This window comes from Paenibacillus sp. 37, assembly GCF_008386395.1.
GTDB classification, from domain to species: domain Bacteria; phylum Bacillota; class Bacilli; order Paenibacillales; family Paenibacillaceae; genus Paenibacillus; species Paenibacillus amylolyticus_B.
This window is the reverse complement of the sequence record NZ_CP043761.1, coordinates 4,894,771-4,913,769: the sequence shown is the minus strand read 5'-3', so window position 1 is coordinate 4,913,769 and position 18,999 is coordinate 4,894,771. Positions and strand designations below refer to the sequence as shown.

Annotated in this window: 15 protein-coding genes; all 15 read left to right on the top strand. The window is 47.6% G+C overall.

All coding sequences use genetic code 11. The features are described from left to right. Window positions 1-213 precede the first annotated feature (213 nt). A complete protein-coding gene (gene mraZ, locus F0220_RS21145) occupies window positions 214-651 on the top strand; it encodes a division/cell wall cluster transcriptional repressor MraZ (RefSeq protein ID WP_017687291.1) in 438 nt (145 codons plus the stop codon). 18 nt (window positions 652-669) lie between these two features. Beyond that, window positions 670-1,620: a 16S rRNA (cytosine(1402)-N(4))-methyltransferase RsmH gene (gene rsmH, locus F0220_RS21140; protein ID WP_091014057.1), complete on the top strand. Its 951-nt coding sequence runs from the start codon at window positions 670-672 to the stop codon at window positions 1,618-1,620. Between the two features lie 27 nt (window positions 1,621-1,647). Further along, entirely contained in the window at window positions 1,648-2,076 is a 429-nt protein-coding gene (locus F0220_RS21135; RefSeq protein WP_036614881.1) for a hypothetical protein, read from the top strand. 12 nt (window positions 2,077-2,088) lie between these two features. After that, window positions 2,089-4,431, top strand: a complete 2,343-nt coding sequence (locus tag F0220_RS21130) for a penicillin-binding transpeptidase domain-containing protein (RefSeq protein ID WP_105599706.1) — start codon at window positions 2,089-2,091, stop codon at window positions 4,429-4,431. A gap of 94 nt (window positions 4,432-4,525) precedes the next feature. Beyond that, entirely contained in the window at window positions 4,526-6,478 is a 1,953-nt protein-coding gene (locus F0220_RS21125) for a stage V sporulation protein D (protein WP_036614879.1), read from the top strand. Window positions 6,479-6,618: 140 nt separating this feature from the next. Further along, window positions 6,619-8,106: a UDP-N-acetylmuramoyl-L-alanyl-D-glutamate--2,6-diaminopimelate ligase gene (locus F0220_RS21120; protein WP_091014399.1), complete on the top strand. Its 1,488-nt coding sequence runs from the start codon at window positions 6,619-6,621 to the stop codon at window positions 8,104-8,106. Continuing rightward, window positions 8,106-9,518 carry a UDP-N-acetylmuramoyl-tripeptide--D-alanyl-D-alanine ligase gene (locus tag F0220_RS21115; RefSeq protein WP_091014401.1) on the top strand — a complete coding sequence of 471 codons (1,413 nt, stop codon included), beginning with the start codon at window positions 8,106-8,108 and terminating at the stop codon, window positions 9,516-9,518. The genes F0220_RS21120 and F0220_RS21115 overlap by 1 nt, the downstream gene beginning before the upstream one ends. Before the next feature lie 12 nt (window positions 9,519-9,530). Next, window positions 9,531-10,499 carry a phospho-N-acetylmuramoyl-pentapeptide-transferase gene (gene mraY / locus F0220_RS21110; RefSeq protein WP_047843751.1) on the top strand — a complete coding sequence of 323 codons (969 nt, stop codon included), beginning with the start codon at window positions 9,531-9,533 and terminating at the stop codon, window positions 10,497-10,499. A 3-nt stretch (window positions 10,500-10,502) separates the two neighbouring features. Beyond that, entirely contained in the window at window positions 10,503-11,924 is a 1,422-nt protein-coding gene (murD, locus tag F0220_RS21105) for a UDP-N-acetylmuramoyl-L-alanine--D-glutamate ligase (protein ID WP_105599704.1), read from the top strand. 48 nt (window positions 11,925-11,972) lie between these two features. Continuing rightward, complete coding sequence (gene spoVE / locus F0220_RS21100; RefSeq protein WP_105599702.1) at window positions 11,973-13,070, top strand: stage V sporulation protein E; 1,098 nt, start codon at window positions 11,973-11,975, stop codon at window positions 13,068-13,070. Window positions 13,071-13,077: 7 nt separating this feature from the next. Continuing rightward, entirely contained in the window at window positions 13,078-14,187 is a 1,110-nt protein-coding gene (gene murG, locus F0220_RS21095; RefSeq protein ID WP_149846756.1) for an undecaprenyldiphospho-muramoylpentapeptide beta-N-acetylglucosaminyltransferase, read from the top strand. A gap of 149 nt (window positions 14,188-14,336) precedes the next feature. Beyond that, window positions 14,337-15,242: a UDP-N-acetylmuramate dehydrogenase gene (murB, locus tag F0220_RS21090; RefSeq protein WP_149846755.1), complete on the top strand. Its 906-nt coding sequence runs from the start codon at window positions 14,337-14,339 to the stop codon at window positions 15,240-15,242. A gap of 17 nt (window positions 15,243-15,259) precedes the next feature. Beyond that, the gene (gene murA / locus F0220_RS21085) at window positions 15,260-16,543 is read left to right on the top strand and encodes a UDP-N-acetylglucosamine 1-carboxyvinyltransferase (RefSeq protein ID WP_149846754.1); all 1,284 of its coding nucleotides are present in this window, start codon (window positions 15,260-15,262) and stop codon (window positions 16,541-16,543) included. Between the two features lie 58 nt (window positions 16,544-16,601). Next, window positions 16,602-17,369, top strand: coding sequence for a cell division protein FtsQ/DivIB (locus tag F0220_RS21080; protein ID WP_149846753.1), 768 nt, complete (start codon window positions 16,602-16,604; stop codon window positions 17,367-17,369). Window positions 17,370-17,662: 293 nt separating this feature from the next. Then, window positions 17,663-18,946 (top strand): cell division protein FtsA, encoded by a 1,284-nt coding sequence (gene ftsA / locus F0220_RS21075; protein WP_036614863.1) that lies wholly within the window; start codon window positions 17,663-17,665, stop codon window positions 18,944-18,946. Window positions 18,947-18,999: the final 53 nt, after the last annotated feature.

Below are 18,999 nucleotides of genomic sequence, written 5' to 3'. Positions count from 1 at the left end.
TGATATGGCTCATGTGCGGGTAGACATACGATTGCCCGTTTACGGGAAGCGTCTTTGATCCTGAGTGACAGGATCAAGGACGTTTTTTTATGCTGAAAAATTAAAAAATCAAGTCATGCAAGAAGGGTTTTGATTTTTTTGTGCGAATCTATTATGCTTAGGTGGTGGAAAGTGGGGCAAAGTGGGAGAAACGGGTGAGGAGTGAGTGGGCCAATGTTTATGGGGGAGTTCCAACATAGCATTGATGATAAGGGTCGGGTTATCATTCCGGCTAAATTCCGCGAATCTCTGGGACCGTCTTTCGTTGTCACACGGGGTTTGGACCAGTGTCTTTTCGTGTACCCCATGGAGGAGTGGGGGGTCATGGAACAGAAGCTCAAAGCACTGCCATTGATGAAATCTGATGCACGTGCGTTTACCCGGTTTTTTTTCTCGGGTGCAACCGAATGTGAACTGGACAAACAGGGCAGGGTAAATCTGCCGGGCAATTTAAGAGAGTATGCCAAGCTGGACAAGGATTGTGTTGTTCTTGGCGTGTCGAACCGGGTGGAGATTTGGAGCAAAGGCATATGGGAGAGTTATTTCAATCAATCCGAAGAAGCATTCAACGACATTGCCGAAAAGCTGGTCGATTTTAATTTTGATTTATAAAGTCAGGAGGGGTGCAGGTTGTTTCACCACATAACCGTACTCAAAGAAGAGGCAACAGAGGGATTAAACATCAAGCAGGACGGTATATACGTGGACTGCACTTTAGGCGGTGGCGGACATAGCTCCGTGATTGCTTCCAAGCTTGGTCCAGGGGGACGTCTGATCGCACTTGATCAGGATGATTGGGCTTTGGACAATGCTCGTGAGAAGCTCGCAGCTTATGGAGAACGTGTAACATTGGTGAAAACCAATTTTCGGGATCTGGAACAGGTACTCAAGGATCTGGATGTACCAATGATGGATGGTGTGCCACAGGTCGACGGTATTTTGTACGACTTGGGTGTGTCATCTCCGCAATTTGATGAAGGAGAACGTGGATTCAGTTACAATCACGATGCTCCGCTCGATATGCGAATGGACCAGGATGCAATGCTGACGGCCAAAGAGATTGTGAATGAGTGGCCAGAAGAAGAGATTGCTCGAATTTTGTATCGCTATGGTGAAGAGAAGTTTTCGAGAAGAATTGCCCGTGTTATCGTCGGAAAACGAGCGCAGTCCACCATTGAGACGACAGGTGAACTCGTGGAACTGATCAAGGAAGGCATCCCGGCGGCAGCTCGACGTACTGGTGGACATCCTGCCAAACGCAGCTTCCAGGCACTACGCATTGCCGTCAACGATGAGTTGGGTGCGTTTGAGGAAGGTTTGCATCAGGCTGTTCGTTGTCTGGCACCAGGAGGACGTGTATCTGTTATCACCTTCCATTCCCTTGAGGATCGGATATGTAAACAGATTTTCAGCAGTTATCTGGAAAAATGTACATGTCCACCCGATTTTCCGTTGTGTGTATGCGGCGGCAAGGGGACCCTGCGTTTAGTTAACAGAAAACCGTTGATTCCAACGGAAACGGAATTGACCGAAAATTCACGTGCTCGTTCAGCCAAGCTGCGCGTAGCCGAGAAATTGTAGATCAAGAGTGGAGGAGAGAATCGGAGTATGGCATATACACGTGGTAATCTCGCTGTAAAAGAAAAAGCGTCCCAGGAACGTGTGACCCAGCAACGATACAAAGAAACCACCAAAGTGGTGACCCGTCGTACGGGTCTTCCGGCGCGCGAGAAGATTTTGTATCTGATTACCCTGGTTGCAGTTATCCTTGTTGGAGGAGCCTTGATGTCTCGTTATGCTCATATCTACGATCTGAACAAGCAGGCGCAGTCCACTATTTCGGATATCAAGGTGTATGAAAAGACGATCGCAGACCTGCAGGTGGAAAAAGAAACATTGAATAACCAGGTTATCGAAAATGCAAAACAACTTGGTTACGTTGAAGCTTCCGGTAAGGATGTCATTTATGTACCTCGCTCAACAAGTACGAAATCAACTGGTACTGAGTCGTCCTCGAATACAGCAAGCAGTAAGTAAAGAGGTGTTCCGATGATAAAAAGAATAAAGATGCGCACGTTGCTTATAGGGGGATGTATTACCCTCTTTTTTCTTGTACTCGTAACCCGAATCTTTTTCATTCAAGTTGTGAATGGCGGTGTATGGCAGGAACGGGCAGCCGGTTTGGTAGAGCGGGAACAGACGATTAAGGCTGCACGTGGAACGATTACGGATCGAAATGGTAACATTTTGGCTACTGACTCGCCTGCGTATACGGTTTCTGTTAATCCGTTATTAATTAATGAACTTGGAATTCAGGATGTTGTTACGGAGAAACTTTCTGCCCTTCTTGGGAAAAATGAGAGTGAGATGCGTGCTCTGGTCACAGCCAAAAATAAAGATGGAGTCTTCTATCAGCAACGTGAAGTACGCAGTGAAGGATATAAGATAAGTCCTGAACTTGCTGCACAAGTCAACGAGTTGCGTGAAGAACTGCAAGATGAATATAAGGCGCGTAATGCAATTGTGATGGCTCAGGAGTCGAAGCGTTTTTACCCTGAAGAAACACTTGCCTCTCACCTCTTGGGATATATGAGCCGTGATGGGAAAGCTGTCAATGGACTTGAAGTCTCATATGATGAAGCACTGACTGGTACAGACGGATATCTGAATTATCAGAAGGATGCCAAAGGCATTAAACTTCCGGATTCACAGGATAACTATCTGCCACCTCAGAACGGTAAAAACCTTACGCTAACCATCGATGACACGATCCAGTTCTACATTGAGGATGCAATGAAAGAAGCCGTTGCCAAATATAATCCACTGAGTATGACGGTCATTGCAGCAGACCCGAGCACCATGGAGATTCTAGGCATGGCGAATTGGCCAACTTTTAACCCGAATTCGTATGGGAGTACACCTGATCAAAAGAATTTTATCAATCATGCTACTCAATCCATCTATGAGCCAGGTAGTACATTCAAAATAGTTACGCTGGCAGGGGCTGTAGAAGAAAAACTTTTCGATCCCAATGCAAGTTTCGAATCCAAACGCATGTATATCGGTGGTTTCCCAATTAGTGATAATGGACATGCCTATGGTTGGATATCTTATCTTGAAGGTGTCAAACGGTCAAGTAACATTGCCTTTGTTAACTTGGGTTATAACATGCTTGGTGGTGAACGTCTGCGTCATTACATAGACGAATTCGGTTTTGGTAAAAAGACAGGTATTGATCTGCCGAATGAGTCAGCGTCACCGATCAAGCCACTTGTATACAAATCTGAGATTGCCACGGCAGCCTATGGGCATGGTCTTGTACAGGTAACACCAATTCAACAGGTCGCAGCCATCTCTGCGATCGCCAACGGCGGCAAATTGCTGGAGCCACATCTGGTGAAGGAGATCAAGAACCCGAATGATGGAACAACGGAAGTGATCAAACCTAAAGTTGTTCGTCAGGTGATTTCCAAGGAATCTTCTAAACTGGTGAGTGGTTATTTGGAACAAGTGGTTGCAGACCAAACGATTGGTACTGGTCGTAACGCCTATATTGAAGGTTACCGTGTAGCTGGTAAGACAGGTACGGCAAGAAAGGTTGTTAATGGAGCATACAGTAAGTCAAAAGACGTTGTATCGTTTATTGGATTCGCGCCCGTGAATAATCCGAAGATTGCTATACTTGTTGTCATTGACCAACCGGATGGAACCAACATTGGGGGAGGAACCGCAGCTGCACCGGTGTTCAAAAAGATTGTCAGCCAGACTCTTCAATATATGGGAATACCCAAAGATACAGCCAAAACTCCTGACAAAAAGTCAAAAGAAGTCTCTGTCGTGCAAGCCAAGGCACCTGACTTGAGTGGCAAGACAGCCAAACAGGCCAGAAGCCAGCTTCTAAGCGCAGGTATTGCTTATGTGACTCTTGGTCAAGGTGATAATGTAATTCGGCAGTATCCGGTTGCAGGCGCTTCTATGAATCCAGGACAACGAATCTATCTGCTAACGGAAGAAAGCAGCAAGATGAAGATTCCCGATCTAACAGGTGAATCTCTCCGTGATGCCCTTGAAGTGCTTTCTCTCATGAAGGTGGGGGTTACGGTCAAGGGTGAGGGCTATGTCGTGAAGCAAACCGAGCAGGTCGCAGGTGAGCAGAGAACTGTGCAGTTGAACTTGCAAACTGCCAAAGCTGCAGTGACAGGTATAGCCGATGAGGCTCCGATCTCTTCTGATCCGTCGTCAGAAGCTGAAGTGGAGGAACAAGAGCCTTCGGGCGGAGAAGGTAAAACCGACGGAACAGACAAAACAGATAAAACAGATAACAACAAGGCTCCTGCCAATGAATCCGAATCCTCTAATGATCCAGCCACAAACGGAGCTTCGCTTCCATAGGGAGCTCTGACAGCTTGTTCTAACCCCCGGTTGTCCTGAATATTCATGAATGGAACGAATGTCATGATTTTGGGACGAGTGGGGGGATCTTTTCGTGAAAGGATCAAGCGTAAATCTGCGGCGCAGGTTGCTATGGAGTTTAATGATTTTAGTTTTGTTATTTTCGGCCCTGATGATCAGGCTTGCTTATGTACAGCTCGGGGAAGGCCCTGAATTGTCAGCAAAAGCAGAAGAATCCTGGCGGCGTAATATTCCTTATTCAGCCAAGCGGGGGGAGATCCTGGATCGAAATGGAACCTCTCTGGCCTATAATGTGACAACACCGACCATTATGGCCATTCCGGCTCAGGTTAAAGAAGCTGAAACGACAGCTAAAGCGCTGGCCCCATTGCTTGGGATGACGGAAGAAAAAGTGCTCGCAACCATCAAGAAACGAGAACTCATTGTACGACTACAACCCGGCGGCCGCAAAATTACGATGGAGAAAGCTCAGCGCATCCGTGATTTGAAGCTTCCGGGTATCGTTGTTGCTGAGGACAATAAACGTTTTTATCCTTATGATGATTTGGCTGCCCATATTCTTGGTTTTACGGGCATTGATAATCAGGGCTTAACAGGTGTCGAGAAGAAGTATGATGATAAGCTGAATGGTTTGAATGGCAGTGTGTCCTACTTGTCCGATGCGGCCGGAAGGCTAATGCCGGGCTCATCCGAGAAGTATGTGGAACCGAAGGACGGCCTTAACCTCAAGCTGACCATTGATAAATCCATTCAGTCCATCATGGAGAGAGAACTGGATCAGGCCATGGTGAAGTTCCAAGCGAACTCAGCATTGGCCATAGCGATGAATCCCAAAACGGGTGAAATCTTGGGGATGTCCAGCAGGCCGGGATACGAACCTGCCGATTATCAGCAATATCCAGCGGAGATATACAATCGCAATTTACCGATCTGGATGACCTACGAGCCGGGCTCCACATTTAAGATCATTACTTTGGCAGCAGCGCTTGAAGAGAAAAAGGTCAATCTGCAACAGGATCAATTTTTTGATCCCGGATATGTTGAGGTGGGTGGGGCCCGTCTGCGTTGCTGGAAAAAGGGCGGCCACGGAAGTCAGACCTTCTTACAAGTTGTGGAGAACTCATGTAACCCGGGCTTTGTGGCTTTGGGGCAGAGGCTGGGCAAAGAATCGCTCTTCTCCTATATTAAAGACTTTGGTTTCGGTACCAAGACAGGGATTGATCTCAGCGGAGAAGCCAGTGGAATTCTGTTCAAACTGTCCAGAGTGGGACCTGTCGAGCTTGCAACGACTGCTTTTGGTCAAGGTGTATCGGTAACGCCCATTCAGCAAGTAGCAGCTGTGTCAGCGGCCATCAATGGGGGTAAACTTTACAAGCCTTATGTTACGAAAGCGTGGGTCCATCCGGTCACAGGGGAAGTCATGGAAGAAGCCAAGCCGGAACTGGTTCGTCAGGTGATCTCGGAGAATACATCCAAACAAGTACGTGAAGCACTCGAGAGTGTTGTCGCAAAAGGTACCGGGCGTCCGGCATTCATTGATGGATACCGGGTTGGTGGCAAAACAGGTACAGCCCAGAAGGTTATCAACGGACGTTATTCCTCGACTGAGCATATCGTATCCTTTATCGGATTTGCACCAGCAGATGACCCACAGATTGTGGTTTATACCGCAGTGGATAATCCCAAAGGAATTCAGTTCGGAGGTGTGGTTGCCGCCCCGATTGTGCAGAACATCCTTGAAGATGCTTTGCATTATATGAATGTACCTGTTCGGAAGGATCAGGTCGCCAAAGAATACAAGTATGGTGAAACCAAAATCGTGACAGTCCCAGACCTGACAGGAGCTACTGTTGAAGATCTGTACGAAGACCTGAACATGAATTTTATGCTGGCGAAGTCTGGCAGTGGTAAATACGTAATTAATCAGGCACCTAAGCCTGGGGCGAGGGTAGATCAGGGATCAACCATCCGCATTTATATGGGGAATGTACTGAACGATGCACATGATCACACAAAGGATGAATAACGGGGCTTAGAGGTAGTTTGAAGCTTCTAGCGCAACAAAATTCATCCAGGTGCGTTTCATTATTGGGTTGTATTGACGATATTAATAAATACAGACATATGTTAAAACAGAAGTATAATTGGAAAAGTGAGGTTATTCATGTGCTTTTAAAACAATTTGCATCGATGCTGACCACCGCCCGCCTCGTGGGCGAATCAAATACAGAATGCCAAAACCTTCAGACAGATTCCCGGCAGGTAAAACCGGGTGATCTGTTTATCTGTCTTCCGGGACATACGGTAGATGGTCATGATTATGCAGAAAAAGCTGTAAATGCAGGTGCAGTTGCATTGGTGGTTGAACGGCAGCTGGATCTGCCTGTACCACAATTGCTGGTGAAAGACAGCCGATTTGCGATGGCTGTTCTGGCAGATTTCTTTTTTGACTCGCCAAGCCAGAAGATGAATATGATTGGTGTAACGGGAACGAACGGCAAAACAACGACCACCTATTTAATTGAAAAAATCATGAGTGATTACGGGCGCAAGACGGGATTAATCGGTACCATTCAAATGCGGTATGACGGTCGCACCTACCCGATGTCAGGAACAACACCAGAGGCGCTTGATCTGCAGCGTAGTCTGCATGATATGGTTCAGAAGGGTACGGACTGCTGTGTTATGGAAGTTTCTTCTCATGCGTTGGAACAAGGGCGAGTAAAGGGAACGAATTTCCGCACTGCGGTATTCACTAACCTGACGCAGGATCATTTGGACTACCACCATTCAATGGAGGAATATCGCGGGGCCAAAGGATTGTTCTTTGCACGACTGGGTAACGGTTATACGGAAGATGTCTCACAGCGTAAATTCGCTGTTATCAATGCAGATGACCCGGCAGCGGATTATTTCATCTCTGTGACTGCGGCTGAAGTGATTACATATGGCATGGGTGAAAAGGCGGATGTACGCGCATCCCAAATCTCAATCACGTCTCAGGGAACTTCTTTCCACGTGGATACATTTGCAGGCAGCACAGATATTCGCTTGCGCATGGTAGGCAAATTCAATGTGTACAATGCAATGGCAGCCATCTCTGCAGCGCTGGTGGAGGGTATTCCGCTGGAAGAGATCAAGCGCAGTCTGGAGACGGTTCCGGGCGTGGATGGACGTGTTGAAGGAGTGGACGAAGGGCAGCCATTTGCTGTTATTGTCGATTATGCCCATACACCGGATGGACTGGAGAATGTGCTGCGGACGGTGAAAGAATTTGCCGAAGGACGTGTAATTTGCGTGTTTGGCTGTGGTGGCGACAGGGACCGTACCAAACGCCCTCTCATGGGGAAAATTGCTGCGAATTATAGTGATTTTGTACTGGTTACTTCCGATAATCCACGGACAGAAGATCCGGATCTGATTCTCAAAGACATTGAACAGGGCCTGATTGAAGAATCCGTTCCTACTGAACGTTATACGATGATTGTGGATCGACGCCAGGCGATTCATGAAGCTATTGAAATGGCAAGCCCAGCCGATGTAGTATTGATTGCGGGCAAGGGTCACGAGACCTATCAGATTATCGGCACAACCAAAACCGATTTTGATGACCGAATCATAGCCAAAGAAGCGATAAGGGGCAAATCCAATTGATAAAAAGAACATTGGCACAATTGGCCGAGATGTGTGGAGGAACATTAAGTGACGTTGCCGCTCATGGCAATGTAATGGTCGAAGGGGTGTTTACCGATTCGCGTAAACCTCTGGAAGGCAGTTTATTTATTCCGCTAGTGGGTGAAAGGTTTGACGGACACGAATTTGTGCAAGCCTGTCTAGAGAAGGGGGCTGCAGGCGCGATCTGGCAAAAGGATCATGGTATTCCGCCACAAGGAGCTGTCATTGTTGTTGACGACACACTTGTCGCACTGCAAGCACTCGCATCGGCTTATCTAACGGAGAATAAAGCGGCTGTAGTCGGCATTACAGGCAGCAACGGCAAGACAACAACAAAGGACATCGTTGATGCCATTCTCTCAACGACGTTCAAAGTGCATAAGACGCAAGGCAACTTCAATAATCACATTGGTTTACCACTTACTGTACTAAGCATGGACCCGGATACCGAGATTATCATTTTGGAGATGGGTATGAGTGGTCGCGGGGAGATTAACGATTTGTCGGTTATTGCGCAGCCTGATGTAGCAATCATTACGAATATTGGTGAATCTCATCTGCTTCAGCTGGGGTCCAGATTGGAGATTGCCAGAGCCAAAGCCGAGATTGCCGCGGGATTGAAGCCTGGCGGGTTACTGATCTACAACGGAGACGAGCCTTTAATTGCACAAGTTCTTGAAGAGCCTGCAACGAAACAACCCGATGGATTACAGCGGTTTACATTTGGTCTGCAAACCGATAATGATGACTATCCTACCGGACTTATGAATGCCCAGAACGGCGTAGTTTTCACCACCAAACAGTCTGGAGAACATGCATTTACGCTACCTCTGCTAGGAACGCATAATGTCGTTAACTGTCTGGCTGCTTTGGCTGTAGCCCGTCATTTCAAAGTGACGACAGAGCAGATTGCAGCGGGATTGTCTCGCTTGAAACTGACAGGCATGCGTATTGAGGTTACTCAAGGCGTTAGTGGTCTAACCCTGCTGAATGATGCATACAATGCAAGTCCAACCTCCATGAAGGCCGCAATTGATGTACTAGAGGGTCTGAAAGGATACCGCATGAAAGTGGCTGTGCTTGGTGATATGCTTGAACTTGGACCTGAAGAACAGAATCTGCATCTTGGAATTGGTGAGTATATTACATCTGCCAAAATGGACATGGTGCTCGTATATGGTCACCTATCAGCACATATTGCTGAAGGAGCAAGAAAGCATATGCCGGCAGAGGCTGTGCATGCTTTTATAGATAAAGAAGAAATGACCCGTTATCTACTGGAGAAACTACATCCCAGAGACGTTGTCTTGTTCAAAGCTTCAAGAGGCATGAAGCTGGAGGACGTGGTCGAAGCACTACAAATAGCACCATTACAGAATCGAGTAGACTAGAGGGGTGAACCCATGGATTTTCAGGTATTACTGTTAACAATCGGCGTTTCATTTATTCTGGCGGTGATTGCCGCACCGCTCCTGATTCCGCTGTTACGCCGGATGAAATTCGGACAGCAAGTTAGGGAAGATGGGCCTCAGAGCCATTTGAAAAAAAGCGGAACACCTACAATGGGTGGAGTCGTCATTTTAGTTGCGTTCACATTGGCCTTTTTGAAATTTTCGGCAGTCAAGAATACAGACTTTTATGTCTTGCTTGTGGCTACGCTGGGATTCGGGCTTATAGGTTTCCTGGATGACTACATCAAAATTGTGTTCAAACGTTCGCTGGGACTGACGGCCAGACAAAAAATGCTGGGTCAATTGTTCTTCAGTGCAGTGATGTGTTTCTTGCTGATCCAGAATGGACACAGCACAGCCATCTCTATCCCGGGTACGTCATTCTCGTTTGACTGGACCGGATGGTTCTATTATCCGTTTGTTGTATTCATGATGCTTGCCATTACCAATGCGGTTAACTTTACCGACGGTCTGGATGGTTTGCTGTCAGGGGTAAGTGCGATTGCCTTTGGCGCGTTTGCGATTGTGGCGATGCAAGCCACGTCGATGCCGGCAGCAGTTTGTGCAGCAGCGATGATCGGAGCTGTGCTTGGTTTTCTGGTATACAATGCACATCCGGCCAAAGTGTTTATGGGAGACACCGGTTCTCTGGGTATTGGTGGTGCGATTGGTGCGGTAGCCATTGTAACCAAGACAGAGCTTCTATTTGTCATCATTGGCGGTATTTTTGTTATCGAGATCCTGTCTGTCATCATTCAAGTGGTATCTTTCAAGACTCGTGGCAAGCGTGTATTCAAAATGAGCCCCATTCACCATCACTTTGAATTAAGTGGTTGGTCAGAGTGGCGGGTTGTTATTACCTTTTGGGCGGTAGGCGCAATTTTGGCCGCTCTTGGACTTTATCTCAACAAGGGGTTGTAGATCATGAATCATCCTGAATCATATCGCGGACAACAAGTAGTCGTGCTCGGATTGGCGAAAAGTGGGGTACAGGTCGCCAAAGTGCTGGATCGCGCCGGAGCGAAGGTTACAGTAAATGATAAAAAAGAGAGAGATCAATGTCCCGAAGCTTCCGAATTGGAGGCTTTGGGAATTTCTGTTGTATGCGGAGGACATCCGGATGATCTGATTCACAGTGGTGTGAAGCTGGTCGTTAAAAACCCGGGTATCCCATACCATGCAGCTCCTGTGCAGCAAGCTATGGCATTGGGCATTGAAGTGGTGACCGAAGTAGAGGTAGCTTATCATCTATGTGCTGCACCCATGATCGGGATTACGGGTTCCAACGGTAAAACAACAACGACCACTTGGGTGGGTAAAATGTTGGAGCATGCCGGCCTCAAACCGATCGTTGCCGGTAATATCGGAACACCTCTCTGTGAAGCGGCAGAGCAAGCTTCTCCAGATAACTGGATGGTTGTTGAGCTTAGCAGTTTCCAGCTCAAAGGAACGGTTGATTTCCGTCCCCGGATCGCCAGCTTGCTTAACGTTGCAGAGACGCATCTGGACTATCATGGGGATCTGGATGATTATGTGGCTTCCAAAGCCAAACTGTTCGCCAATCAGCAGCCTGATGACGTAGCCATCCTGAATTGGGATGATTCGGTATGTCGTGGTCTGGTTCCTTACATCAAAGGCAGATTGCTTCCCTTCTCAATGATTGAGAAATTGGATACAGGTGTGTATGCAGATCCACCTTATGTGGATGGAGAAGAGGATGATGTGAAGCGTCAGATTATCTACGCGGATGAAAACGGAGATCAGCACATGATCATCGATATTGAGGACATTGGCATAGCTGGACGATTTAATGTGGAAAATGCAATGGCGGCTGTGGCTATTGCCGTGGCTGCAGGAGCTGATCCAGCGGTACTGGCAGCGCCGCTCGCAGACTTCAAGGCAGTTGAACACCGCCTTGAATATGTACTAGATCATAATGGCGCTGCGTATTACAACAACTCCAAAGCGACCAATTCGAAGGCTACGGTCATGGCTCTGAACTCGTTCAAGGAGCCAGTTGTATTAATTGCCGGAGGGCTAGATCGTGGATCAGACATGATGGAGCTGTTGCCCTTGTTCCAGGAACGGGTAAAAGCTGTCGTTGCAATTGGAGAGACACGGACAAAAATTGCCAAGGTCGCCGAACTTGCCGGATTAAAGCAAATTAAGGTCGTCGATAATGAGGAGGACGCTGCCCTGACGTTAACCGTTGCTGTGCAGGAAGCATCGAAGCTTGCCAGTGCCGGTGATGTCGTTTTGTTATCCCCGGCATGTGCAAGTTGGGACATGTTTGCTTCCTATGAAGAGCGGGGACGCATTTTTAAAGAGGCGGCGCATAACTTGTAAGTAGGGGGGTGGAAAAGCCCCTACTTCCATGCAAGGGGTGGCCTCCTGATGAAACAGACGCGACCGGCACCAGATATTTGGTTGCTGATTTGTATTTTGGCATTGCTTGCCATCGGCATTATTATGGTATATAGTGCGGGCTCGGTGCTTGCCTTTCATGACTATGGCGATTCATTTTATTTTGTAAAAAGACAGGCCCTGTTTGCGGTGCTTGGGCTTGTGGCCATGTTCGTAACTGCTAATGTAGACTACCGGGTGTGGAGGAAATATGCCAAGCCTATATTGATTGCCTGTTTTATAATGCTCATTGCGGTGCTCATTCCTGGAATCGGTGTGGTTCGCGGTGGTGCACGAAGTTGGCTAGGCATTGGTTCGTTCGGTATTCAGCCCTCGGAATTCATGAAGCTGGGCATGATTCTGTTTCTCGCTCACTGGCTGAGCAAGGAACCGGGTAAAATCAAAACCTTCACAACGGGGCTTCTACCACCGCTGGGTATGATCGGTTTGGCTTTTGGGATTATTATGCTGCAACCTGATTTAGGGACTGGCACCGTGATGATGGGCGCATCGATGCTTATTATTTTTACAGCCGGAGCGCGAATGAAACATCTGAGCTTGCTTGCTCTTGGCGGCGTAGCTGGGTTTGCAGCTTTGATTGCAGCAGCACCCTATCGGTTGCAGCGTATCACAGCGTTTTTGGACCCGTGGTCCGATCCGCTGGGTGCCGGATATCAGATCATTCAATCCTTATACGCGATTGGTCCTGGTGGACTGGCGGGATTGGGACTGGGTATGAGCCGGCAGAAGTACAGTTATGTACCTGAACCGCAAACGGACTTTATTTTTAGTATTTTGGCCGAAGAACTCGGCTTTATAGGTGGAATGATTGTATTATTGTTGTTTCTGGTGCTGGTGTGGAGAGGAATGCGTGTAGCCATGACCGTTCCGGATGCCTTCGGCAGTCTGCTTGGTGTTGGTATCGTGGGTATGGTCGCCGTACAGGTCATTATTAACATTGGTGTTGTCATTGGCATGATGCCTGTTACGGGCATTACATTGCCCCTGATCAGTTACGGCGGATCATCATTGACCCTCATGCTCACAGCACTGGGCATTTTAGTGAATTTATCCCGTTATGCGAGGTGACTATGCGATGCGAGTCGTTCTAAGCGGTGGCGGTACGGGTGGACATATCTATCCTGCCGTTGCCATAGCAAGACAATGCGAGGCGGAGAACCCGGACTCGACATTTCTGTACATCGGAGGAACCAGAGGGCTGGAAAGTAAACTGGTTCCCCAAGAAAATATTCCTTTTAAATCCATTGATATTACCGGCTTTCGACGGAAATTGTCCATCGACAACCTGAAAACGGTCATGCGTTTCATTCAAGGTGTACGCAAGTCCAAAAAAATGCTGAAGGAATTTAAACCGGATGTTGTGATTGGTACAGGTGGATATGTGTGTGGACCTGTGGTATATGCAGCAACAAAACTGGGAATTCCGAGTATAATTCATGAACAGAACGCCATTCCTGGTCTGACGAACAAATTTTTGATGCGTTATGTGGACACGGTTGCCGTTAGCTTTGAAGGTTCTGAAACATCGTTTTCCGGCGCAAAAAAGGTGATCTATACCGGTAATCCGCGAGCGACTACGGTAGCCCAGGCTAGCCGTGATCGTGGTTTTGCCACATTAGGTGTACCGATGAATAGCCGTGTTGTTCTTGTGGTTGGGGGCAGTCGCGGGGCAAAAGCAATCAATCAGGCCATGGTGGACATGGCTCCAATGCTGGAACAACTGGACGATGTACATGTAGTTTACGTGACAGGGGATACCTATTTTGATGAAACGCGTGAAGCCATTCGCAGCTCATTGGGTACGATGCCAAACCACCTGCATGTCCTGCCTTACGTGCATAATATGCCTGAGGTGCTTGCCTGCACATCCTTGATTGTAAACCGTGCAGGTGCATCATTCCTTGCGGAGATCACATCACTGGGTATTCCTTCGATCCTGATTCCTTCACCTAACGTGACTAATAATCATCAGGAAGCCAATGCACGCACGCTTGAAGGTGGAGGTGCGTCACTCACGATGCTGGAGAAGGATCTTACAGGCAAAGTCCTGTATGAAGCCATCGCCAAGATTATGAATGATGAATCGGGACGCAAACGAATGGCTGAAGCCTCCCGGAAACTGGGGAAACCCGATGCAGCTGAAGTGCTTGTTCATGAAATTCAGCGTCTTGCTGCACGCCGATAAAGTGTGTTTGTGGGCGATTGTCACACACAAGACGGGGCTGACATAAGATACCGTATAAATCGTGACCATCGTTCCATGGCGCCAGAACACGGTCTGTCACAACAGAACATACCGTGCTCATCGGTTTTGAAGCAAAGGAGGAAGCAAACATGCCTCAGTGGATATCGTTACTATCCCAGAATAATGTTGGCAGAGTTCTTGAAAACGAATCGCTAGCCAAATACACCACATGGAAGATCGGCGGTCCTGCGGATGCATTGGTCATTCCCGATAATAAAGAGCAGATGATGAATCTCGTTCAATTGCTTCACACGTATCAGATTCCGTGGATGCAACTTGGACGGGGCTCAAACATGCTGGTGTCAGACAAAGGAATACGTGGTGTTGTGGTGAAACCAGGCGAGGGCTTTGATTATGCCGAATTTCACGAAGGTGGTGTAACCGCCGGAGCGGCGCATTCTTTTGTTAAACTCAGTGTGGTTGCTGCCAAAAAGGAATGGGTCGGTCTGGAATTCGCCAGCGGTATCCCCGGCACTGTCGGTGGAGCTGTGTACATGAATGCAGGCGCGCATGGATCGGATGTGTCACGGATATTCAAATTCGCTGAGATTGTACTGGAGACAGGGGAATTGGTACGTTACAGCAAGGAGGACATGGATTTTGCCTACCGCCACTCTGTTCTGCATGATCGGAGAGGCATTGTGCTGGAAGCTGCATTTGAACTCCAGCATGGAGAGCGCAACGTCATTTCGGAAACCATGGCGGCTTACAAAGATCGCCGGCGACGCACACAGCCACTGCAGATGGCATGTGCAGGTAGTGTATTCCGAAATCCACCGGGTGATCATGCAGCCCGCCTGATTGAAGCAGCAGGGCTGAAAGGAATGACCCAGGGAGGCGCACAGGTATCCACCATGCATGCCAATTTCATTGTCAATACAGGCCAAGCAACAGCAGAGGACGTTATCACCCTAATGCAGCAGATACAGAGCACTATATCATCTCAAAACGGTATTAACCTGGTACCGGAAGTCTTCGTAGTGGGTGAGCGGTAAACCCCGGAGGTGATACATTGGACAAATTGGTGATTGAAGGCGGGAAACCCCTCTCAGGATCCATACGCATCCATGGAGCAAAAAATGCCGCTTTACCGATTATGGCCGCAAGTTTGTTGGCAGATGGAGAAGTTACACTGCATAACGTTCCACACTTGCTGGACATTGAAGTGATGCTGTATATCCTGGAACGGCTTGGATGCACGTGTCGGCATGAACAGGGAACAGTGACGATTAATACCTCGTCTATCCGGTCATATGATGTGCCAGAAGATCTAATGAAGCAGATGCGCTCTTCCATTTTTTTGATGGGACCATTGCTGGCTAAGTTTGGGCAAGTGTCAGTGTATCAGCCAGGAGGCTGTGCCATTGGAGAACGCAAAATTGATCTTCACCTCCGGGGCCTGGAAGCGCTCGGAGCTTTGATTGAAGAGCAGGACCAACAGATTATCTGTCATGGGCACAATCTGGTGGGTACAGATATTCATTTGGATTTCCCAAGTGTGGGAGCGACCGAGAATATTATGATGGCAGCTGTTATGGCTAAAGGGACAACAACCATCTGCAACGCGGCAAGAGAACCTGAAATACAGGACCTGCAACACTTTTTGAATGCTATGGGTGCAAGCATTATTGGTGCAGGAACGGATACAATCACGATCAATGGCGTTGAGAAACTGAAGCCTTGTTCCTATGAGATTATACCGGATCGAATCGTTGCCGGAACTGTGATGATTGCAGCAGCAGCAACACGAGGCAATGTTACGCTTACACACTGCAATCCTGCTCATCTTACTTCACTTATACATGTATTGAAGCGCACTGGTGTTCAAATCACAGTCTGCAATGATATAATGACGGTGAGCTGTATGAGCCGTCCCAAATCAGTAGACCGTATTGTGACTTCTCCGTATCCTTCGTTTCCGACAGATTTGCAATCGCAAATCATGGTGCTGCTCAGTCTGGCAGACGGATTCAGTGTGATGAAGGAAACGGTATTCGAGGGTCGGTTCAAACATGTGGATGAACTGAATGTGATGGGGGCTGATATTTCAGTCGATCTGAACGCAGCATTTATCCGTGGTGTTCCCCGTCTGTACGGGGCTACAGTAGAAGCAACCGATCTTCGTGCAGGTGCAGCTCTGGTCATTGCTGGTCTGGCTGCTCAAGGCAAAACGGTTGTGGAGCAAGTGCATCATATTGACCGGGGCTACGATCAGATCGAGAAGTTATTCCAAAGTCTTGGAGCATCGGTTGAGCGACAGTCGTCCGTTTCGAAACAGTTGGATTTTGCCAATTAACGTCCTTGGCGTCCCCTTCTTGAAGGGAGGGGACCTGAGGCTTTGTGGAGCGCTACTTATGCCTAAAAGTCAAATTCCGGTTCTGAAGAAGAATCGGCCAAAAGGAAACACAAGCCGAAAAATTGTAATTATTCTCTTATTATTATTTATTGTATTGCTCGCTGTATTATTCTTTCGTTCTTCCATGAGTCGGATTTCGGCAATTGAAATTACGGGTAATGTATATACAGCAACTTCAGAACTGCTGGAGAAAAGCGGGCTGAAAGAAGGCGAACAATTTTTTGGGACAAGTACTGCCGAGGTTATTGAGCGTCTCAAGACCATCAAGGCGATTTCCACCGTTACCGTGGACAAGCAATTCCCGGGTATCATCCATATCAAGGTTCAGGAATATGCCACGGTTGCTTATGAGCTTGGTTCTGACGGTACGTTAAAAGCGATATTAGCCAGTGGGACAAGCTTGACGGTTCCGGCAACAATTGGTGTTGCTGTGGAGAAGCCCATATTGACCCAATGGAAGGCTGATGATCCACTCAAAGCCAAACTGAGCCAGACACTGGCTAAAATTCCGAATGAATTGACGACGGATATTTCGGAAATTATTCCCAATCCAACGCCTTCATTTCCGGATCAGATTCGGATGTATACCAAATCACAGTTTGAAGTGATTACAACCGTCTCTCTTTTATCGGATAAAGTGGAGTATCTGAATCAGGTGATTGAGACCGAACGGCCTGGGAAAATCACCATGCTTGAGGCAGATACCTATGTCCCTTTCATCCCGGATGACCCGGAAGATGATGCTGAACTAGGAGCAACCCCCTGATCTTTGCCACGATGAGGCTGGACTGAATATGAAAGCCTAGGCAGGTCGGGGTTTGACCCCGTCAGAGCAATGAAACTTGTTCTTTCTGAGATGAAGAAAAAATGATACACTTGAACTTATGGCACATGAGTTGCCTCCTTCTTTTTTCTTCAATGTTTTATGTCTGGCAACCAGATTTTGACACCCAAAAACATTGTAGAAAAAAGAGGGAAAGCCTGAAGTGTGTTGAATATGTTTTAAGAGTGTTTAAATTCGAACGTAATTTACTATTGGAGTCAGGAGGTGCCACAGACTTGAGCAACAATGACATCATTGTTAGTTTGGACATCGGTACATCCAAAATTCGCGCTATTATTGGGGAAATGAATAATGGAACCTTTAATATTATAGGAGTTGGATCTGCCGACTCGGAGGGAATTCGCAAAGGTGTAATCGTAGATATCGATCAGACGGTGCAGTCGATTCGCAACGCAGTGGATCATGCAGAACGTATGGTAGGTATTCAAATATCCGAAGTGTATGTTGGAATCTCGGGAAATCATATCGGACTGATGAGCAGTCACGGCGTCGTGGCTGTGTCTAACGAGGATCGTGAAATCGGAGAAGAAGACATGGAACGGGTGTTGAAAGCAGCCGAAGTCATTGCAGTTCCGCCGGAACGGGAAATTATTGATGTTGTCGCCAAGCAATATGTTGTAGATGGCTTGGAGGGCATACAGGACCCCCGTGGTATGATTGGTGTTCGTCTGGAAGTTGAAGCAACGATCATTACGGGTGCAAAAACCGCGATACATAATCTTTTGCGCTGCGTGGAAAAAGCGGGTCTGAAAGTAAGCGATCTGGTTCTCATGTCGCTTGGAGCGGGTCAACTGGCTTTGTCCAAAGATGAAAAAACGATGGGTTCAGTGCTTGTTGATATTGGAGCAGGTGCAACAACCATCGCCATTTTTGAAGAAGACAGTCTTGTTGCAACATCAACATTGCCTATAGGTGGGGAATTCGTAACAAATGATATCGCCTATGGCTTACGCACGTTAACGGATCAGGCAGAGAAAGTGAAACTGAAATATGGCTGCGCCTGGTTGGATGATGCTGCTGCGGATGTGATGTTCAAAGTCACCCGAATTGGCAGTAATGTAGACAAGGAGTTTTCACAAGAGGATCTGGCAGCAATTATTGAACCTAGGGTTCAAGAAATATTCCAGATGATATCCCAAGAAGTGAAGCGTCTTGGTTACAACGAGCTTCCTGGAGGTTATATACTAACGGGAGGTACGGTCTCTATGCCGGGGGTTCTGCAGGTCGCTCAGCATGAGCTTGCTGCTTCGGTACGAGTTGCAGTTCCGGATTATATTGGTGTGCGTGACCCTGGGTTTACAAGCGGAGTTGGCATATTGCACAGTGTGATTCGCAGTTTGCGCATTCGTCCCTCGATCAATAACGGCGGTGGAAATAACAACAACAATAATAACAACAAGAAACCGACCAACCGTCCGAAGCCAAATACGGCACAGGAATCGGAGCAAAAACCCGGTCTGTTCGAGCGGCTGAAGAATATGTTCAGCGAATTTATATAACAGGTTGGATCCATTTCATACATTCTTGAAGCCGTCTGAATGCGCCGGTACTA

Bases quoted from the DNA above. Each gene is read 5' to 3' on its own strand.
- F0220_RS21130 (WP_105599706.1), top strand. From the start codon at position 2,089: ATGATAAAAAGAATAAAGATGCGCACGTTGCTTATAGGGGGATGTATT.
- murG (WP_149846756.1), top strand. From the start codon at position 13,078: ATGCGAGTCGTTCTAAGCGGTGGCGGTACGGGTGGACATATCTATCCT.
- F0220_RS21080 (WP_149846753.1), top strand. From the start codon at position 16,602: ATGCCTAAAAGTCAAATTCCGGTTCTGAAGAAGAATCGGCCAAAAGGA.
- murD (WP_105599704.1), top strand. From the start codon at position 10,503: ATGAATCATCCTGAATCATATCGCGGACAACAAGTAGTCGTGCTCGGA.
- murB (WP_149846755.1), top strand. From the start codon at position 14,337: ATGCCTCAGTGGATATCGTTACTATCCCAGAATAATGTTGGCAGAGTT.
- mraZ (WP_017687291.1), top strand. From the start codon at position 214: ATGTTTATGGGGGAGTTCCAACATAGCATTGATGATAAGGGTCGGGTT.
- F0220_RS21135 (WP_036614881.1), top strand. From the start codon at position 1,648: ATGGCATATACACGTGGTAATCTCGCTGTAAAAGAAAAAGCGTCCCAG.
- mraY (WP_047843751.1), top strand. From the start codon at position 9,531: ATGGATTTTCAGGTATTACTGTTAACAATCGGCGTTTCATTTATTCTG.
- spoVE (WP_105599702.1), top strand. From the start codon at position 11,973: ATGAAACAGACGCGACCGGCACCAGATATTTGGTTGCTGATTTGTATT.